The 16477-nt window shown below is 66.5% G+C and carries 15 protein-coding genes and 1 pseudogene; 11 read left to right on the top strand and 5 right to left on the bottom strand.

What is annotated here, in order from left to right:
• Positions 1 to 32: 32 nt before the first annotated feature.
• On the bottom strand, positions 33 to 1922 hold the full coding sequence (gene dxs / locus B0E46_RS08460) for a 1-deoxy-D-xylulose-5-phosphate synthase (protein WP_077555344.1): 1890 nt from the start codon (positions 1920 to 1922) through the stop codon (positions 33 to 35).
• Between the two features lie 82 nt (positions 1923 to 2004).
• Entirely contained in the window at positions 2005 to 2604 is a 600-nt protein-coding gene (locus B0E46_RS08455) for an HNH endonuclease (RefSeq protein ID WP_077555343.1), read from the bottom strand.
• Between the two features lie 387 nt (positions 2605 to 2991).
• Between B0E46_RS08455 and B0E46_RS17715 the strand changes: the two are divergent.
• A pseudogene (locus tag B0E46_RS17715) lies at positions 2992 to 3135 on the top strand (IS1 family transposase); the annotation flags it as partial.
• 194 nt (positions 3136 to 3329) lie between these two features.
• Complete coding sequence (locus tag B0E46_RS08440) at positions 3330 to 4115, top strand: SapC family protein (RefSeq protein WP_077555341.1); 786 nt, start codon at positions 3330 to 3332, stop codon at positions 4113 to 4115.
• A 116-nt stretch (positions 4116 to 4231) separates the two neighbouring features.
• On the opposite strand, the gene B0E46_RS08435 is transcribed toward B0E46_RS08440, so the two are convergent.
• Positions 4232 to 4705, bottom strand: coding sequence for a GNAT family N-acetyltransferase (locus tag B0E46_RS08435; protein WP_077555340.1), 474 nt, complete (start codon positions 4703 to 4705; stop codon positions 4232 to 4234).
• 165 nt (positions 4706 to 4870) lie between these two features.
• Between B0E46_RS08435 and B0E46_RS08430 the strand changes: the two genes are divergently transcribed.
• On the top strand, positions 4871 to 6307 hold the full coding sequence (locus tag B0E46_RS08430; protein WP_077555339.1) for an RNB domain-containing ribonuclease: 1437 nt from the start codon (positions 4871 to 4873) through the stop codon (positions 6305 to 6307).
• A 44-nt stretch (positions 6308 to 6351) separates the two neighbouring features.
• On the top strand, positions 6352 to 6588 hold the full coding sequence (locus B0E46_RS08425; protein WP_077555338.1) for a hypothetical protein: 237 nt from the start codon (positions 6352 to 6354) through the stop codon (positions 6586 to 6588).
• Between the two features lie 161 nt (positions 6589 to 6749).
• Here B0E46_RS08425 and B0E46_RS08420 read toward each other — a convergent pair whose 3' ends face one another.
• A complete protein-coding gene (locus B0E46_RS08420; RefSeq protein ID WP_077555337.1) occupies positions 6750 to 8525 on the bottom strand; it encodes an acyl-CoA dehydrogenase C-terminal domain-containing protein in 1776 nt (591 codons plus the stop codon).
• 53 nt (positions 8526 to 8578) lie between these two features.
• On the bottom strand, positions 8579 to 9061 hold the full coding sequence (locus tag B0E46_RS08415; RefSeq protein WP_077555336.1) for a hypothetical protein: 483 nt from the start codon (positions 9059 to 9061) through the stop codon (positions 8579 to 8581).
• A gap of 166 nt (positions 9062 to 9227) precedes the next feature.
• On the opposite strand from B0E46_RS08415, the gene B0E46_RS08410 reads away from it, so the two are divergent.
• From B0E46_RS08410 to B0E46_RS08380, 7 genes are all read left to right on the top strand, one after another.
• Positions 9228 to 9695, top strand: a complete 468-nt coding sequence (locus tag B0E46_RS08410; RefSeq protein WP_077555335.1) for an SET domain-containing protein-lysine N-methyltransferase — start codon at positions 9228 to 9230, stop codon at positions 9693 to 9695.
• Between the two features lie 176 nt (positions 9696 to 9871).
• On the top strand, positions 9872 to 10552 hold the full coding sequence (locus tag B0E46_RS08405) for an RDD family protein (RefSeq protein WP_077555334.1): 681 nt from the start codon (positions 9872 to 9874) through the stop codon (positions 10550 to 10552).
• Entirely contained in the window at positions 10549 to 11526 is a 978-nt protein-coding gene (locus B0E46_RS08400) for a stage II sporulation protein M (protein WP_077555333.1), read from the top strand. Before B0E46_RS08405 ends, B0E46_RS08400 begins: the two co-directional genes overlap by 4 nt.
• The gene (locus B0E46_RS08395) at positions 11516 to 13042 is read left to right on the top strand and encodes a DUF4129 domain-containing protein (protein ID WP_077555332.1); all 1527 of its coding nucleotides are present in this window, start codon (positions 11516 to 11518) and stop codon (positions 13040 to 13042) included. Before B0E46_RS08400 ends, B0E46_RS08395 begins: the two co-directional genes overlap by 11 nt.
• Entirely contained in the window at positions 13039 to 14163 is a 1125-nt protein-coding gene (locus B0E46_RS08390) for a DUF4350 domain-containing protein (protein ID WP_077555331.1), read from the top strand. The genes B0E46_RS08395 and B0E46_RS08390 overlap by 4 nt, the downstream gene beginning before the upstream one ends.
• Positions 14160 to 15167 carry a MoxR family ATPase gene (locus B0E46_RS08385; RefSeq protein WP_077555330.1) on the top strand — a complete coding sequence of 336 codons (1008 nt, stop codon included), beginning with the start codon at positions 14160 to 14162 and terminating at the stop codon, positions 15165 to 15167. The genes B0E46_RS08390 and B0E46_RS08385 overlap by 4 nt, the downstream gene beginning before the upstream one ends.
• A complete protein-coding gene (locus B0E46_RS08380; RefSeq protein WP_077555499.1) occupies positions 15167 to 16474 on the top strand; it encodes a DUF58 domain-containing protein in 1308 nt (435 codons plus the stop codon). The genes B0E46_RS08385 and B0E46_RS08380 overlap by 1 nt, the downstream gene beginning before the upstream one ends.
• Positions 16475 to 16477: the final 3 nt, after the last annotated feature.

Below are 16477 nucleotides of genomic sequence, written 5' to 3'. Positions count from 1 at the left end.
CGCCTCGCCGGCCGGCTGCGATGGCAACCGGCTCAGGCGTTGGCCTGGTTGAGCATGCCCGCCTGCGGGAAACGGGCACGTATCGCGTTGCGGATGCCGGGCAGGTCGAGCCCGGCCATGCTCAGCACTTCCTCGCGGCTGCCGTGTTCCAGATAGACGTCCGGCAGGCCGAGGTGCAGGATCGGCAAAGTGACGCCATGCGCGGCAAGACACTCGGCCACTGCCGAGCCTGCGCCACCGGCGATGGCGTTGTCTTCGAGCGTGACGAAGGCGTCGTGGCTCTTGGCCAGATCCAGGATCATCGCCTCGTCCAACGGCTTCACGAAACGCATGTTGACCAGGGTCGCATCCAGTTCGGCGGCGATCGTGGCGGCAGGGGCGAGCATCGTGCCGAAACTGAGCAGGGCGATACCACGGCCGCGGCGACGCAATTCGGCCTTGCCGATCGGCATGGTATCGAGCGATGGATGGATCGCTGCCCCGGGGCCGGTGCCGCGTGGGTAACGCACCGCAGCGGGGCCGTGGTACTGGAAGCCGGTGCTCAGCATCATGCGGCACTCGTTCTCGTCGGCCGGCGCCATGATCAGCATGTTCGGCAGGCAACGCAGGAAGCTGAGGTCGAAGCTGCCGGAATGCGTGGCGCCGTCCGGGCCGACCACGCCGGCGCGATCGATCGCGAAGGTGACGTCGAGGTTCTGCAGCGCCACGTCATGGATCGCCTGGTCGTAGGCACGCTGCAGGAAGGTGGAGTAGATCGCCACGACGGGTTTCGCGCCTTCGCAGGCCATGCCGGCGGCCAGCGTCACCGCGTGCTGCTCGGCAATCGCCACGTCGAAATAGCGTTGTGGATATTCCTTGGAGAAGCGCACCAGGCCTGAGCCTTCGCGCATCGCCGGAGTGATCCCGAGCAGGCGCTCGTCGGCGGCAGCCTGATCGCACAGCCAGTCGCTGAAGATGTCGGTGTAGCTGGGTTTGGCTGGCGTGTTCTTCTTCGCCAGCCCGGCCTGCGGGTCGAACGGGCCGACCGCGTGGTATTCGATCTGCGCCTGCTCGGCCGGCGCGTAGCCCTTGCCCTTGGTGGTGATCACGTGCAGTAGCTGCGGGCCGGGCAGGTTCTTCACCGTGCGCAGCGCCTGCAGCAGCTGCGGGAGGTTGTGGCCGTCGATCGGGCCGGTGTAGTGGAAGCCGAGCTCCTCGAACAGCGTGCTCGGCACGAACATGCCCTTGGCGTGTTCTTCCCAGCGCTTGAAGAAGCGACCGAAAAACGACTGCTTCGGGATCGCCCGCTTGGCCCGCTCGCGCCATTCGTTGAGCCGGCGGCTGGCCATCGCGCGCGCCATCACCTTGGTCAGCGCGCCGACGTTCTCGCTGATCGACATGCCGTTGTCGTTGAACACCACCAGCATGTCCGGCTCGACGTCGCCACCGTGGTTCAGTGCCTCGAACGCCATGCCGGCGGTCATCGCGCCGTCGCCGATCACCGCGACGACCTTGCGGTGATCGCCCTTGCGCTGTGCGGCGATCGCCATGCCCAGGGCGGCCGAGATCGAGGTGGAGGAGTGGCCGACACCGAAGGTGTCGTATTCGCTCTCCTCGCGGCGCGGGAACGGTGCCAGCCCGTCCTTCTTCTTGATCGTGGTGATCCGCTCGCGACGACCGGTGAGGATCTTGTGCGGATAGCACTGGTGGCCGACGTCCCACACCAGGCGGTCGTGCGGCGTATCGAATTCGTGGTGCAGGGCCACGGTCAATTCGACCACGCCCAGGCCGGCACCGAAGTGGCCGCCGGAGCTGGCCACGGCCTCGATCAGGTACTGGCGCAGTTCGTCGGCGACCGCCGGCAGCTCGTCGTCGGGCACGCGACGCAGGTCGGCCGGCGTCTCGATCGGCGCCAGATGGGGATAGTGGGAAAGGTCGTTCATCTGCGTATTGTTGGCCCAGCGGCGGGGCGGGGCAAGGGCAGCGCGGGGCGGAATGAGGGGCGCACGCGCGCCGCCACCCATTTCAGGCGGCGTGCGGGCGCCGGTCGCGCGGCAGATGGCTGACCAGAAAATCCATCTGGTCGGCCAGGATGTTGCGGTTGGACAGGATCAGGTGCTCGACCCAGCTGGGCCGGTACGGCACTGCCAGCAGGGGCATGTTGGCCTGCTGCGGGGTGCGATTGCTCTTCTTCAGGTTGCAGGCGAGGCAGGCGCTGACCACGTTTTCCCAGTTGTCCTTGCCGTGTTTGGAGATCGGCAGCACGTGGTCGCGGGTCAGTTCGCCGCGGGTGAAATGGTCGCCGCAATACAGGCACAGGTGGCGGTCGCGGGCGAACAGGGCGGTATTGGTCAGGGCCGGGGCCGGATCCACGGCGTGGTCGCGGCAGCGGCCGGTACTGGCGATGATCGGGTGCAGCTCCATCGTGCTCTGCACGCCATGCAGGCGATTCATGCCGCCATGCACGGTCAGGCAGGGGTCGCCCAGGGTCCAGGCCACGGCGTCGCGGACGTACAGGCAAACCGCCTCCTGCCAGCTGATCCAGTCGAGGATGCGGCCGGCGGAGTCCAGCGACAGCACGCGGGTCGCGTTGAGATCGACCCGGGTTGGCACTTCCATCAGCATGTAGATCGTCCTTCAGCCAGGGCTTTGAGAGCGTTTCAGCGATGCGGAATGCTTGTCCGTAGCCAGCATAGAACAATTCCATTGCAAAACGCATGCAAATGGGACTGGCCGGTCTACCCGGTAGTGTCTCAGTTTGAAATCTAGGCTGCTCGCCGGTTCCTTGAGCGGTCAGGCATGCGGCTTCATTACTGTAGCCATGCCTATGAAGCCCAAGCGCCCGCGCGACCCGAACCAGCTAGCCCACCTCATCGCTGCGATAGCGACGGGTGAGGTTGATGACGCCAAGACGGACGACGGCAAGAACCCGGCAGCGGTCGCACTGGGCAGGAAAGGCGGCCTCAAGGGTGGAGCAGCGCGCGCAAAAAAGCTGACCGCCGAGGAGCGGTCAACCACATGCATGCGGTTGCGCTTCACTTCATGCACTACAACTTCGGGCGCATCCACAAGAGCCTGCGTGTCACGCCTGCAATGGAAGCTGGTGTGAGCGATCATGTCTGGTCTTTGGAAGAGATTGCGGCTCTGGTGCCTGAGCCGGTTGCTAAGGCTCGCGGCCCGTACAAGCCGCGTCAACCTGCAATTTCAAACTGAAACACTACCGTCTACCCGGCACAGTCGCCGGCACGCTGCCGCGCTGATATGATCAGAAGTCAACACAGACCCGCCGCCGGGTTTGGTAGGGGCGCTTCGGTGGTGACCCGGCACGGCGGGGGATAGAGGTAATCAACGTGGCTGAAGTTCTTTTCTACGAGCGCCCGGTGCCGCTCAATCGCGGTGCCCACAAGGATCTGCGCCTGAAGGGCGTGCCGAACATGAAGTTCGCGATGAACGTGCATTCGGTGCCGATCATCGGTACCGAGTTCGGTGTCGCAGCACGCGATGTGGCGATCGTGTTTGCCGGTACGGATGCGGCAACCGCCGGTCCGGTGGCATTGCTCGGGCTACGTCCGAACGAAAACCTGTATGTCGATGCGGACGGCCAGTGGGCGCCGAACATCTATATCCCGGCGTTCGTGCGCCGCTATCCGTTCGTGCTTGCCGAGAAGCCGGCTGATCAGGTGGGCGGTGACGATTTCACCGTGTTCCTCGACGAACGCTATGAAGGCTTCAACACGACCGAAGGCGAGCGTCTGTTCAATGTTGACGGTACCGACACCGAGATGTTGACCCGTGCGGTGGGCTTCCTGTCCGAATTTCAGCAGAACGTGGCGCGTACCAAGTGGTTCGTGGAACAACTGAACAAGCATGACCTGCTGGAGCCACGCAATATCCGTCTGCAGAAAGACGGAGAGGATGGTGCGGAAGGGAAGTCGATCAATCTCAACGGCCTGTTTGTGGTCAACGAGAACAAGCTGCGCACGCTGGACGAGAAGACCACCCACGAATTCGCGCGCGAAGGTATCTTCGGCTGGATCTACGCACACATCCTGTCGCTGTCGAATATCGATCGCCTGACTCAGCGTCTGGATATGCGCGAGCAGGCCGAGGCGGCTGGCAGCACGATCAGGAACTGAGGTTTGCTCGGCTTGTCGCAATGGCCGTGTGCCTTTGCGGCTGATGCAGGGGCAAACTGCTCCAGAGAAAAAGATGGTGCGAGCACCATCTTTTTTTTGCGCCCGCTCTCGGATGATCAACGCACCGGCTTGGCCAGCCGCAGCAGGTCCGGCGCGTAGCCTGTCGCCTCGTACAGTGCCCGCGCCCGCTCGTTGCCGGGAAACACCGCCAGCGTCACGAGCTGGCAATGATGTTCGCGCGCCCAGTCCTCGGCATGCGCCAGCAGGGCCTGGCCGACCCCATTGCCCTCGTGCTGCGGCGTCACCGCCAGGTCGGAGATGTGGCAATTGCTGCGCCCGGTGAAGAAGTCCGCGGTGCGCTGCAGGTGGATGAAGCCGACTCGCGTGCCGTCCACATCCTCCGCCACGAACAGATAGCTGTTCGCCGGCTGGTCTTCCAGGTGTCGCAGCAGGTCGTTGCGGATGCCCTCGACGCATTCGTGCCGTCGCCGCCATGGCGGCAGCGTGAAATCCACAAAACGCGGTACCAGCGAGAGGATGAACTCGTCGTCGTCTTCGGCCAGACGGATCAGCAGGGAAGTGGCGGTCATGATGCAGTCGACACGATGCGGGGAATGACCCTGCCGTTTCTACACCTAGCGCGGTGGCTGTGGTAGTCCCAAACGACGCGTGTATATTCCCGGCGGTATGACCATGCGCCGGGGCGATGTGCTGCCCCGGGACCGCCGACAGGCGCCATGTCAGGAAGATTGCCCGTGTCGAGCACCCGCCGCATCCACATCCAGGCCGACGACGATGGACTCGCGCAGGGCATGCGCGACATCCAGGTCGAACTGAAGCTCCCGCTGGCGTTTCCGCCGGACGTCGAGGCTGCCGCCGAACAGGCCGCCGCGAATCCGCGCCTGCCGGCCCTGGACCGGACCGATGTTCCACTGATCACGATCGACCCGGCCGGGTCGATGGACCTGGACCAGGCGATGTACGTCGAGCACATCGACGCCGGCTATCGCGTGTACTACGCGATAGCCGATGTCGCCGCGTTCGTCACGGCCGGCGATCCGATCGATCTGGAGGCGAACCGGCGCGGCGAGACGCTGTATGGCGCGGACGCGAAGATTCCGCTGCATCCCAAGGTGCTGTCCGAAGGCGCCACGTCGCTGTTGCCCGGCCAGCTGCGACCGGCCTTGCTGTGGACGATCGAACTGGACGGGACTGGCGAGATCGCCAGCATCGACGTGCGGCGTGCCCGCGTCAGCAGCCGCGCCAAGCTCGACTATGCCGGCGTGCAGCAGCGGATCGACGCCGGCACCGCCGATCCGATGTGGGCGGTGCTGCGCGAGATCGGCGAACTGCGCCAGCAGCGCGAATTTTCCCGCGGCGGCATCAGCCTGCCGTTGCCGGAGCAGGAAATCGATGTGGTCGACGGCCAGTGGACGCTGGCATTCCGCGCACGCCTGGCGGTCGAGGACTGGAACGAACAGATTTCGCTGTTGACCGGCATGGCCGCCGCGCAGTTGATGGTGCAGGCCAGGGTTGGCCTGCTGCGCACCTTGCCCGAACCCGAGGCACAGTCGCTGCAGCGCCTGCGCATCACGGCGCAGGCGCTCGGCATCGACTGGCCGCCCGCGCAGAATTATCCGGATTTCATCCGCTCGCTGGATCCGACCAAAGATACCCATGTCGCGATGCTGACCACGTGCACCACGGTGCTGCGCGGTGCCGGCTACGCGGCGTTCAACGGCGAACTGCCCGCACAGCCGATGCAGTGGGCGCTGGCTGCGGAATACACCCACGCCACTGCGCCGCTGCGCCGCCTGGTCGACCGCTACACCGGCGAGGTTTGTGTGGCGCTGTGCGCGAAGCAGCCGGTGCCTGAATGGGTGCTCGCCGCCTTGCCGGGCCTGCCGGCCACGATGCAGGCCTCCGGTCACCGGGCGCGTCAGTACGAGAAGGCTGTACTCGACCTGGCCGAAGCCGAAGTGTTGGCGTCGCGCGTTGGCGAGAGCTTCGACGGTGCCGTTGTGGAGGTGATGGCGCACGATCCGCGCAAGGGTGTCGTCATCGTGCGCGATCCCGCGGTCGAGGCCGGTGTGTCGAGTGAGGCGGCGTTGCCGCTTGGTGCGGATGTCCGGGTGACCCTGGTCGAAGCCGATCCCGGCAAGCGCCTGACACGGTTCGAACTGTCCAAATAATCGTCTCGGGCGGCCGTTGGCAAGCCTGTTGCATTGGAAAAGGCATGAGCGACCATGCCTACGACATTTCCTACCTGCTTGAATCCGAACCGGCCAAGGTCGAGACGCGGGACCTGCGGATTACGAAAACCGCGCCCGTGGCGCCACCCCGGCCGAGTCTCGCCCAGGTGCAGGAGGCCATGGCGCGAGAGCTGATGCAGGCTGCCGAGTTCCATGAGGCGCTGATCCAGCAATACCTGCAGATCAGCGGCAAGGCCTATCTGGAAGCTTCTGCCCAATGAGGCGCGGTCCTGCCGCAGGTGTGATGTCGCTTCTGAGCCATACCTGACCAAGTTCGGCACCTCGGGCTGACCCCGGCGGTCGTGCCGTTTTTCCTGGAGGTGGGGGGGACGAAAAAGCCCGGGCTGGCCCGGGCTTTTCGCTACTGGCTGCGCAGCATGACTCAGGCAATGGCGGGCAAGGTCTCGACGCCGGCATCGATCGCCGCCTTGTGCACCAGGGTGCGCGGCAGGATGCGGGCGAAATAGAACGTCGCGGTGTCGCGCTTGGCCTGCTTGAACGCGGTGGGCTGGCTGCTGGCTTCGGCAGCGGCCACGCTGCGTGCCCACAGGTAGGCGAGGGTGACGTAACCGGAGTAGTACAGGTAGTCGGTGGCGGCAGCGCCGAGTTCCTCCGGATTGGCCTGCACGCGCTGGGCCAGTTTCATGGTGAGGTCGCTCCACTGCTTGGTGGCGATGGCGAGCGGCCCGATCAGTGCGCGCAACGCCTCGTCGGCACTGTGCTTCTGACAGAACGCGCTGATCTCCTCGAGGAAATGCCTGGCGCCGACACCTTGCAGCTGGAGAATCTTGCGGCCCAGCAGGTCGGCCGCCTGGATGCCGGTGGTGCCCTCGTACAAGGTGATGATGCGGGCGTCGCGGACGAACTGCTCCATGCCGTTCTCGGCGATGTAGCCATGGCCGCCGTAGATCTGCAGCGCCTCCTTGGTGCACTCCTGCGCCAGTTCGGTGACCACGCCCTTGGCGATGGGGATCAGGAACGCGACCAGCTCGCCGGCCGCCTTGCGTGCCGCCTCGTCGCCGCTGCGTGATTCGATGTCGGTCTGCAGCGCCGTGTACAGCAGCAGCGCGCGCGAACCTTCGACGAAGGCGCGCTGGGTCAGCAGCATGCGGCGCACGTCGGGCTGCACCAGCAGGTTGTCGGCCGGCTTGTCGGGGAATTTCGGACCCGACAGCGAGCGCGACTGCAGCCGCTCGCGCGCGTAGTTGAGGCTGTTCTGCAACGCGCGTTCGGCCAGCGCCAGGCCTTGCACGCCGACCGACAGTCGCGCGGCATTCATCATGGTGAACATCGCCATCAGCCCCTTGTGCGGCTTGCCGATCAGGTAACCCTCGGCGCCGTCCAGGTTGATCACGCAGGTGGAGCAGGCGTGGATGCCCATCTTGTGTTCGATCGCGCCGGCGGCGACCGTGTTGCGCGCGCCGAGCGAGCCGTCTTCGTTGACCTTGAACTTCGGCACGATGAACATCGAGATGCCGCGGCTGCCTTCCGGCGCGTCGGGCAGTCGGGCCAGCACCAGGTGCACGATGTTCTCGGTGAGGTCGTGCTCGCCGGCGCTGATGAAGATCTTGGTGCCGGTGATCTTGTACGTATTGCCTTCGCCGGGCTCGGCGCGGGTCTTCAGCAGGCCGAGGTCGGAGCCGGCCTGCGGCTCAGTCAGGCACATCGTGCCGGTCCAGCGGCCTTCGACGATCGGCTTCATGAAACGCTCGCGCTGCCATTCTTCGCCATGCATTTCCAGCGCATGGGTGGCGCCTTCGGAAAGCAGCGGATACAGGCTCCACGCCAGGTTGCCGGACTGGAAGATCTCGGTGGTGGCGATGCCGAGCACGCCGGGCAGCGCCTGGCCGCCGTATTTCTCGGGGTTGGTCAGGCCGGTCCAGCCGCCCTCGGCGAACTGCTTGAACGCTTCCTTGAAGCCCTTCGGCGTGGTCACCGTCTGGGTGGCCTTGTCGAAGTGGCAGCCCTCCTCGTCGGCGGGGCCGTTGGTCGGCGCCAGCAACTGCTCGCTGAGGCGGCCGGCTTCCTCCAGCACCGCATCGAGCAGGTCGCGGCTATGCGCCTCGCCGCCCTGCAGCGAGGTCAGGGTCGATTCGGCGCCAAGCACGTCGAACAGGGCGAAGCGCAGGTCGTCGAGCGGGGCCTTGTAGATGGTCATGGTGATTCCTTGGTGTCGTGGCGTGGTGGCGAGCGGGGGCGGGGCGCTGCAGGTCAGCGATAGGTGTTGGGGATGCCCGGTACGGGCGAAAGCCAGTCGTTGCCGTTGAAGTCGAAATCGCGCGGCTGCTTTTCCTGTTCGGGCTTGGCGCTGGCGCTGCCGCTGACGCGATAGGCCAGCGAGCCGGCGCTGCCCTTGCCGGCGATGGCCTGCAGTGCCTGGCTCATCGGTGCCGTGGGCAGCACTTCAAGCTGGACCACGTCGCCGGCAAGGGCCGGGATGTCCAGCCTGAAATTCTCGTGCAGGCGGATCGGCACCAGCTCGGCGATCTGCAACTGGCCGTCGAGCGACTTGAAGTCCATCTCGCCGTAGCTGTTGTTCTGGATACGCAAGGTGAGTTGCCATTGGCCACTCGGCAACACGACCAGCTGCTGGATGCTCACCGTGGGCGGGTAGACGCTCTTCTTCGCCGGCCCGCAGGCGCTCAGGCCCAGGGCAAGCAGCAGGACAGGGACAATCCAGCGCAACAGACGCATTGCGGATACTCCAAACGATCGTTTGAATGTCGATTCTAACCGCGTTTGGGGGTGAGTACGCCAGCACACGGTGCCAGGTCGTCCGATGGGCATGCCGCAGCCGGCCAGTTTCATGGTCATCCGCAAACGGGCATGATCATCTCCTTTACCCGCAGGGTTCGACCGCATGTCACGACGTTTTGTTGCCCGCCGCTCACCCATCCACGGCAACGGTGTATTCGCCACCGCTCCGATCGCCAAGGGCGAGGAGATCATCGAGTACAAGGGCAAGCTGCGGACCCATGCCGAGGCCGACGAGTTGTACGGCGATGGCGGCGAGACGGGTCACACCTTCCTGTTCACGCTCAACGACGACTACATCATCGACGCCAATGAGCGTGGCAACAGCGCGCGCTGGATCAACCACAGCTGCGCGCCGAACTGCCGCGCACTGGTGGAGGAAAGTGCCAGCGGCGATCCGCGCAGGGACAAGGTGGTGATCGAGACGATCCGTGCGATCAAGCCGGGCGAGGAACTCACCTACGACTACGGCATCGTGCTCGACGTGCCGTACACCGCGCGTCTGAAGAAGCTGTGGAAGTGCCTGTGCGGTTCGCCGAAATGCACCGGCACCCTGCTCAAGCCTAAGCGGTAGTCAGACGGCGAAAATCGCTTCTATACTCGGGCCGGTTGCCCGACGTGGGGTAGGGCAAACGGACAGTACAGGGGAAGCTTTGCCATGGAAGCGATTCCGTATGCCGCGCCGACCTTCGGTGGCGAGCGACGATGTCTGCACGACCCGATCGCCGACACCCTCGTCATCGACGTTTGATGCTGGACACGGTACGCGAGATCGAGACTCCCGAAGGGATCAGCCTGCGCCTGCGGGCGGCCGGCGCGGTGCCGCGTGCGCAGGCGTGGATGCTCGACCTGCTGGTGCGCCTGGGCGTGTTCGTGCTGGCGATGATTCCTTTCTCGTTGCTCGGCGTGGGTGGCAACGGGCTGGCCATGTTGCTGCTGTTTGCCCTGATGTGGGCTTACTCGGTGGTGTGCGAGGTCTGGCTGGGCGGGCAGACGCTGGGCAAGCGTGCGCTCGGCCTGCGCGTGGTCAATGCCGACGGCACGCCGGTGACGTGGATGCCCTCGGTGGTGCGCAATCTGCTGCGCGTGGTGGATGCCTTGCCGGGCGTGTACGGCGTCGGTCTGGCCTGTACCCTGATTGATCCGCATGCGCGCCGGCTCGGCGACATCGTGGCCGGCACGATGGTGGTCCATGCCGCCGAGCTGCCTGCGGGCACGCAGGTGCCGAAAGTCGCGGCGATAGCGCCGCCGGTGGTGCTGGCCGCGGACGAGCAGGCGGCCCTGGTGGAATTTGCAGAGCGCTCCGGCCAGCTCACGCTGCAGCGGCAGGAGGAACTGGCCAACCTGCTGATGCCGTTGACCGGGCGCCGCGACAGCGGAGCGGTGGCGCAATTGATCGCGCATGCCAACTGGCTGCTGGGACGCGCATGAAGCAGGAGCGTTTCGTCGCCATGTACGGTAGCGAGTGGGACAGCCTGCAGTTCTGGCTGAACGCGCTCGAACGGCAGCCGAAGCGCACGCTGCGGCAGGAGCAGGCGCTGGATTTTCCGCAGTCCTATCGGCGCCTGTGCCATCAGCTGGCGCTGGCGCGTGGTCGCGGTTACAGCCGCGAGGTCACCGATCGCCTGCAGCGGCTGGTGCAGCAGGGGCATCGCGTGCTGTACCGGCCGCCGGCACCGCGCTGGCATCGGGTGGCGGTGTTCCTGCTGGCCGGCTTTCCGCGCCTTGTGCGCTCGCAGTGGCGCTGCATGGCGGCAGCGGCCGGGCTGTTCTATCTGCCGGCGCTGGTGACCCTGCTGCTGCTGCAGCTGCACCCCGAGCTGGCGCACACGGTGTTCAGCAGCATGCAGCTGGCGCAGTTCGAGAAGATGTACGACCCGAGCAATGCGCACATCGGCCGCAGCAGCGGCACCGACCTGCAGATGTTCGGTTTCTATGTGATGAACAACGTCAGCATCGCCTTTCGCACTTTCGCCTCGGGGTTGTTCTTCGGCGTCGGCGCGGTCTACGTGCTGGCTGCGAACGGCGTGTTGATCGGCGGCGTGGCCGGCCATCTCACGGCGATCGGTTATGGCGGTCCGTTCTGGCGCTTCGTGGTGGGGCATTCGGCATTCGAGCTGAGCGCCCTGGTGATCGCCGGCGGTGCCGGCCTGCAGCTGGGGTTGACCTTGCTGATGCCGGGCCGGCAGCGACGCGGGCCGGCCCTGGTCGCGGCCGGCTGGGTTGGCGCACAGCTGGCCCTGGGCGCCTTCGCGATGTTGCTGATGGCGGCCTTCATCGAGGCGTACTGGTCGTCGATCGCAGCGTTGCCCGACGTGCTGAAGTTCGGCAGTGGGGCGCTGCTGTGGCTGCTGGTGCTGGGCTGGTTGTGGCGCGGCGGCAGGGGGCGTGGCGATGGAGCTTGAGCGGATCAGTGTGGTGCTGCGTCCGCGTGCGCCGCGCGAGGCGCTGGATCTGGGCGCGGCGATGCTGCGCGCGAATGCGCGTGCGGTGTGGTCGGCCTGGTTCGCGTTCACCCTGCCGGCATTCGTGCTGTGCAATACGCTCGGCGTGGTCGTCGGGTTGCCTTGGCTGGGCCTGTTGCTGATGTGGTGGCTCAAGCCGTTGTTCGACCGGTTGCCGCTGTACGTGCTGGCGCGCGCGGTGTTCGATCGCGCACCGGGCTGGCGCGCTACGCTGCGCGGGCAGCGCCAGTGGCCGTGGGGCAGCACGTGGGCGGCGCTCAGCTGGCTGCGGATCGACAGCAACCGTTCGCTGCGGCTGCCGCTGGAGCTGCTCGAAGGCCTGCCGCGCCGGCAGCGCTCGGCACGCTGGAGCGTGCTGCGCCGGCGCATCGTGACGGATGCCAGCCTGCTCACCTACGCTTGCCTGCAGTTCGAGCTGGTGCTGTTTCTCAGCGTGTGGCTGCTGACCTGGATGCTGGTGCCGCATGAGTGGCTGCCGGATTCGCTGCGCGATTTTTTCCGTGTCGACGTGCATGCGGCCTCGACGGCGTGGATGCTGCTCAGTTCGTTGGTGGCCTATCTGGCGATGAGCGTGATCGAGCCTTTGTATGTGGCCTGCGGATTCGCGCTGTATCTCAACCGGCGCACGCAACTGGAGGCATGGGACATCGACCTGGCGTTCCGTCGGCTGCGCCAGCGCTTGCTGGCGAATGGCAAGGCGCTGGCTGTGTTGCTGGTTTGCGCCGGTTGCTGGTCGTTGCCGGTCCACGCGGCAATCAGTCCGCAGGCCCTGCAAGCGGCGTCGCCGACTTCGCTGGAACAGGTATTCCGGCAACCGGTGGGCGCTGCCGACCGGCGCTTCGCGGATGCGGCAGCGGAGGCATACCGCGATCCGCGTTTCGGCGGTGAGCGCAAGACGCGCGAATGGGTGTTCAAGTACACGCCTGCGCCGCAAGCAGCGGCAACGCCGATGCAACCCTTGTTCCCGGGGTTTGCCGGTGGCGTGGCGATGATCCTGAAACTGGCGCTGTGGCTGTTGCTGGCGGTGGCGGTCGCTGCCTTGCTGCGATTCGTCTGGCGCTGGCGGGGTACGCGTGCCGGCGTCGATGCGGCTGCGGTGTCGCGGTTGCGGGGCTTGCGCACGCAGGTGGTGGCGGATGCGCCGCTGCCGGCGGATCTGGCTGCCGCCGTTCGTGTCATGTGGCATGCACATCAGCAGCGCGAAGCACTTGCCTTGCTTTATCGCGGCTGCGTGGAACAGGCCACGCGACTGCTGCAGCTGCCATCGTCGCTGGACATGACCGAGGCGGACTGGCTGCGCCAGGCCGCGGCGATGGCCGACCGGGCGCGCGCCCAGCGCGTCGTCACCATCGTGCGCACCTGGCAGTTCGCCGCCTATGCCGGGCGCTATCCCGACGATGCCGCCGTCGAGAGCCTGCTGGCCGGCTGGCCGGCACAGGCGGGAGCGCCGGCATGAGCCGCGGCACACTCTATACAGGCCTGCTGGCGGCAGGTGTGATGCTGGTGCTGGTGGGCGCCTTCTTCGCCACGTTCGAGCGCAAGGAGGTCACCCAGCCGGTCGCCGCGCATGGCGAGGCGAGCTACAACCGGTTCTTCGCGCTCGAACAGACCTTGCGCCGGCTGGATGCCCCGGTCACCGCGCTGACCACGCTCGATCCGCAGCGGTTGCCGTTGCGGTCGGGCGACACCCTGGTGCTGGGCGATGACAGCAGCCGCGTCGATGTCGACGATGCCGCGCGCATCGCCGAGTGGGTGCGTGGAGGCGGTCACTTGCTGCTGTCGCCAGGATCGACCGTGGCCACGCACACACCGCTGTTCGAAGCACTGAACCTGCTCGATCCGCGTGCGGCGGAATTTGCCTGCAGCACGATCCACCCGATGGGTTCCGCTGCCGGCACGTCGGCCGACGACGTGCAGTTGTGCGGGCGCCGTTTCCGCCTGAATCGGTTGGGCACCGCTGTCGTCGAAGCATCGATCGGCGATGCGCAGGATGGCTATCTGTTTGCCCGGGCACGACTCGGGGCGGGAGTGGTCAGCCTGCTGAGCAATCTGGACCTGCTCTCCGGCAACCAGTTGCGCAACGCCGGGGCGCAGCAATTCGACTGGCGCCTGCTGGCGCCGAACTTCGGTCTTGGGCGGATCTATCTGGTGTATGCGCTGGATGGCATGTCGTTCCTGAAACTGTTGCTGCTCAAGGGCTGGCCGGCACTGCTGGCATTGAGCCTGCTGCTGGTCGCCTGGATGGCCATGCGCAGCGAGCGGTTCGGGCCGCTGATGCCGGCCCCGGCGATGCATCGGCGCGCCCTGCTCGAACATGTGCAGGCGGCCGGCGAGTTCGTCTACCGTCGCGACAGCGGCCGCAGCCTGCACAACCTGGCCTGCCAGGCCGTGCTCTCACGTTGGCGGCGGCGCGACCCGGCCAGCGCCATGCTGCACGGCGATGCGCTGTATGCGCGCCTCGCGCAACGCAGCCAGCTGGCGCCCGAGCAGGTTGCGCACGCCTTCCAGTCATCCGCGAACGCCCAGGCGTTTCGCGCATCCATCATCACCCTGGCGCGACTCAGGAGCCGCCCATGATTACCGAAACCCTTGCTGCCGAGGCGGTCATGCCGCCGGCATCGTTGTCGCTTGCCGAACTCGGCGCCCGTGCGCGTGCCCTGCGCGAGCAGGTCGCGCAGGCCTTCATCGGCCAGACCGAGGTGTTCGACCAGGTCTTGCTGGCCTTGCTGGCGGCCGGACACGTGCTGATCGAAGGCGTGCCCGGGTTGGGCAAGACGTTGCTGGTGCGCGCGCTGGCCGCCTCGGTCGGCTGCACCTTCGGCCGCGTGCAATTCACCCCGGACCTGATGCCGGCTGACGTCACCGGCCATGCGATCTACGACCCCAAGAGCGAGCGCTTCCAGATCCGTCGCGGCCCGGTGTTCGCCAACCTGCTGCTGGCCGACGAGATCAATCGCGCGCCGGCCAAGACACAGGCGGCGCTGCTCGAGTCGATGCAGGAAGGCCAGGTGACCATCGAGGGTCGCCGCTTTCCGTTGCCGGCACCGTTCATGGTGGTCGCCACGCAGAATCCGATCGAGCAGGAGGGTACCTATCCATTGCCCGAGGCCCAACTCGATCGCTTCCTGATCAAGGTGGTGATCGGTTACCCCACGCTGGAGGACGAGTGCCGCATGGTCGCCGGCGTGGTCAACGGCAAGGTAGCCGCCGATCTCGATGTCTCGCGGGTGCAACCGGTGATGGGGCAGGCGGAGCTGCTGGCGTTGCAGCAAGGTGTCGCCGCGATCCGCATGGACGCGGCGGTGACCGACTATGCCGTGCGCATCGTGCGTGCCACCCGCGAATGGCCGGGCGTGATCGGTGGCGCCGGCCCGCGCGGTGGGCTGGCCCTGGCGCGGCTGGCGCGTGCGCAGGCAGTGCTCGACGACCGCGACTTCGTGATACCCGACGACGTGCGCGCGGTCGCGTTGCCGGCGCTGCGGCACCGTCTGCTGCTGGCACCGGAGGCGCTGATCGAACGGCAGCGCGCGGACGACGTGCTTGGCGCGTTGCTGCACAAGGTGCCTGCACCTCGCCAATGATGCGACCGGCACCGCTCTTGTTATGGCTGCTGGCTGGCTGGGCCGCGCTCGGCATGTTTGCGAGCGTGGCCTGGTTGCCGTTGTCGGCGTGGCTGGCATATGGCCTGCTGGTCGCACTGCTGGCGCTGGCCGATGGCTTGCGCCTGTGGCGCATGCCTTCGCCCGGGTTGCAGCGCGAAGTGGCCTCGGTGATGCCGCTGGGTCAGGAAGCACGCATCGGCCTGCGCCTGCGTGCGGTCATCGCGCGAACGCAGGAGCTGCGCCTGCACGACCTGCATCCGGGCGGCTGGGCGGTGCGCGGGATGCCGCGCGCACTGTCGCTGCAACCGGGCAACGAAGTGCTGCTCGACTACATGGTGACGCCGGATGCCCGCGGCCAGTTCAACTTCGACGGCTGCCACCTGCAATTGCGTTCGCCGTGGCGTTGCTGGGCGGCACGCCGCGTGATTGGCATCACTTCGACCGTGAAGGTGTATCCGAACTTCGCCTCACTGGCCGAGCTGGCCGGACTCAGCGTGGAGCTGGCCTCGCGCAGTGTCGGCGCGCGGTTGCAGCGCCGGCGCGGCGACGGCACCGAGTTCCAGGAACTGCGTGACTATCGCGTCGGCGACAGCCTGCGCAAGATCGATTGGAAGGCCACCGCGCGCAGCAGCCGGCTGATCTCGCGCGAGTATCGCGACGAGCGCAACCAGCAGGTGGTGCTGATGCTCGACTGCGGCCGGCGCATGCTGGCGCAGGACGATCATCTGGCGCATTTCGATCACGTGCTCAATGCCTCGCTGGCCCTGGCCAGCATCGCGCTGCGCCAGGGCGACGCGGTCGGCCTGCTGGCCTGCACCGGCCAGCAACAGCGCTGGCTGCCGCCACAACAGGGCAGTGGCGGCATGGACATGCTGCTGGCTGCCGGCTACGACCTGCAGGCGATGCCGCTGGCGACCGATTACCTCGCGGCAGCCAGCGCGCTGCGGGCGCATCAGCAGCGTCGCGCGCTGATCGTGCTGGTCACCAATGTGCGCGACGAGGACGATGCGGAACTGCGTACGGCGGTGGCAATGCTGGCGCAGCGGCATCTGGTGATGCTGGTCAGCCTGCGCGAGCTGGCGCTGGACCGGGTCGCGGTCGAAGCGGGCGACAGCCTGGAAACCGGCATCCGCAGCGCCGCAGCGATGCACTATCTGGCCGAGCGTGAACGTGTGCATGAGGGTTTGCGCCGCGAGGGCGTGAACACGCTCGATGTCAGCTGCAACGAGCTGTCCGGTGTGTTGATCGAACGCTATCTGAGCCTGAAGCGGGGCGGTCGGCTGTAGCGC

The sequence above is a fragment of the Rhodanobacter sp. B04 genome (assembly GCF_002001125.1).
Taxonomy (GTDB): domain Bacteria; phylum Pseudomonadota; class Gammaproteobacteria; order Xanthomonadales; family Rhodanobacteraceae; genus Rhodanobacter.
Note: the sequence above shows the minus strand (reverse complement) of the source record. Positions and strands in the feature narration are given on the sequence as shown.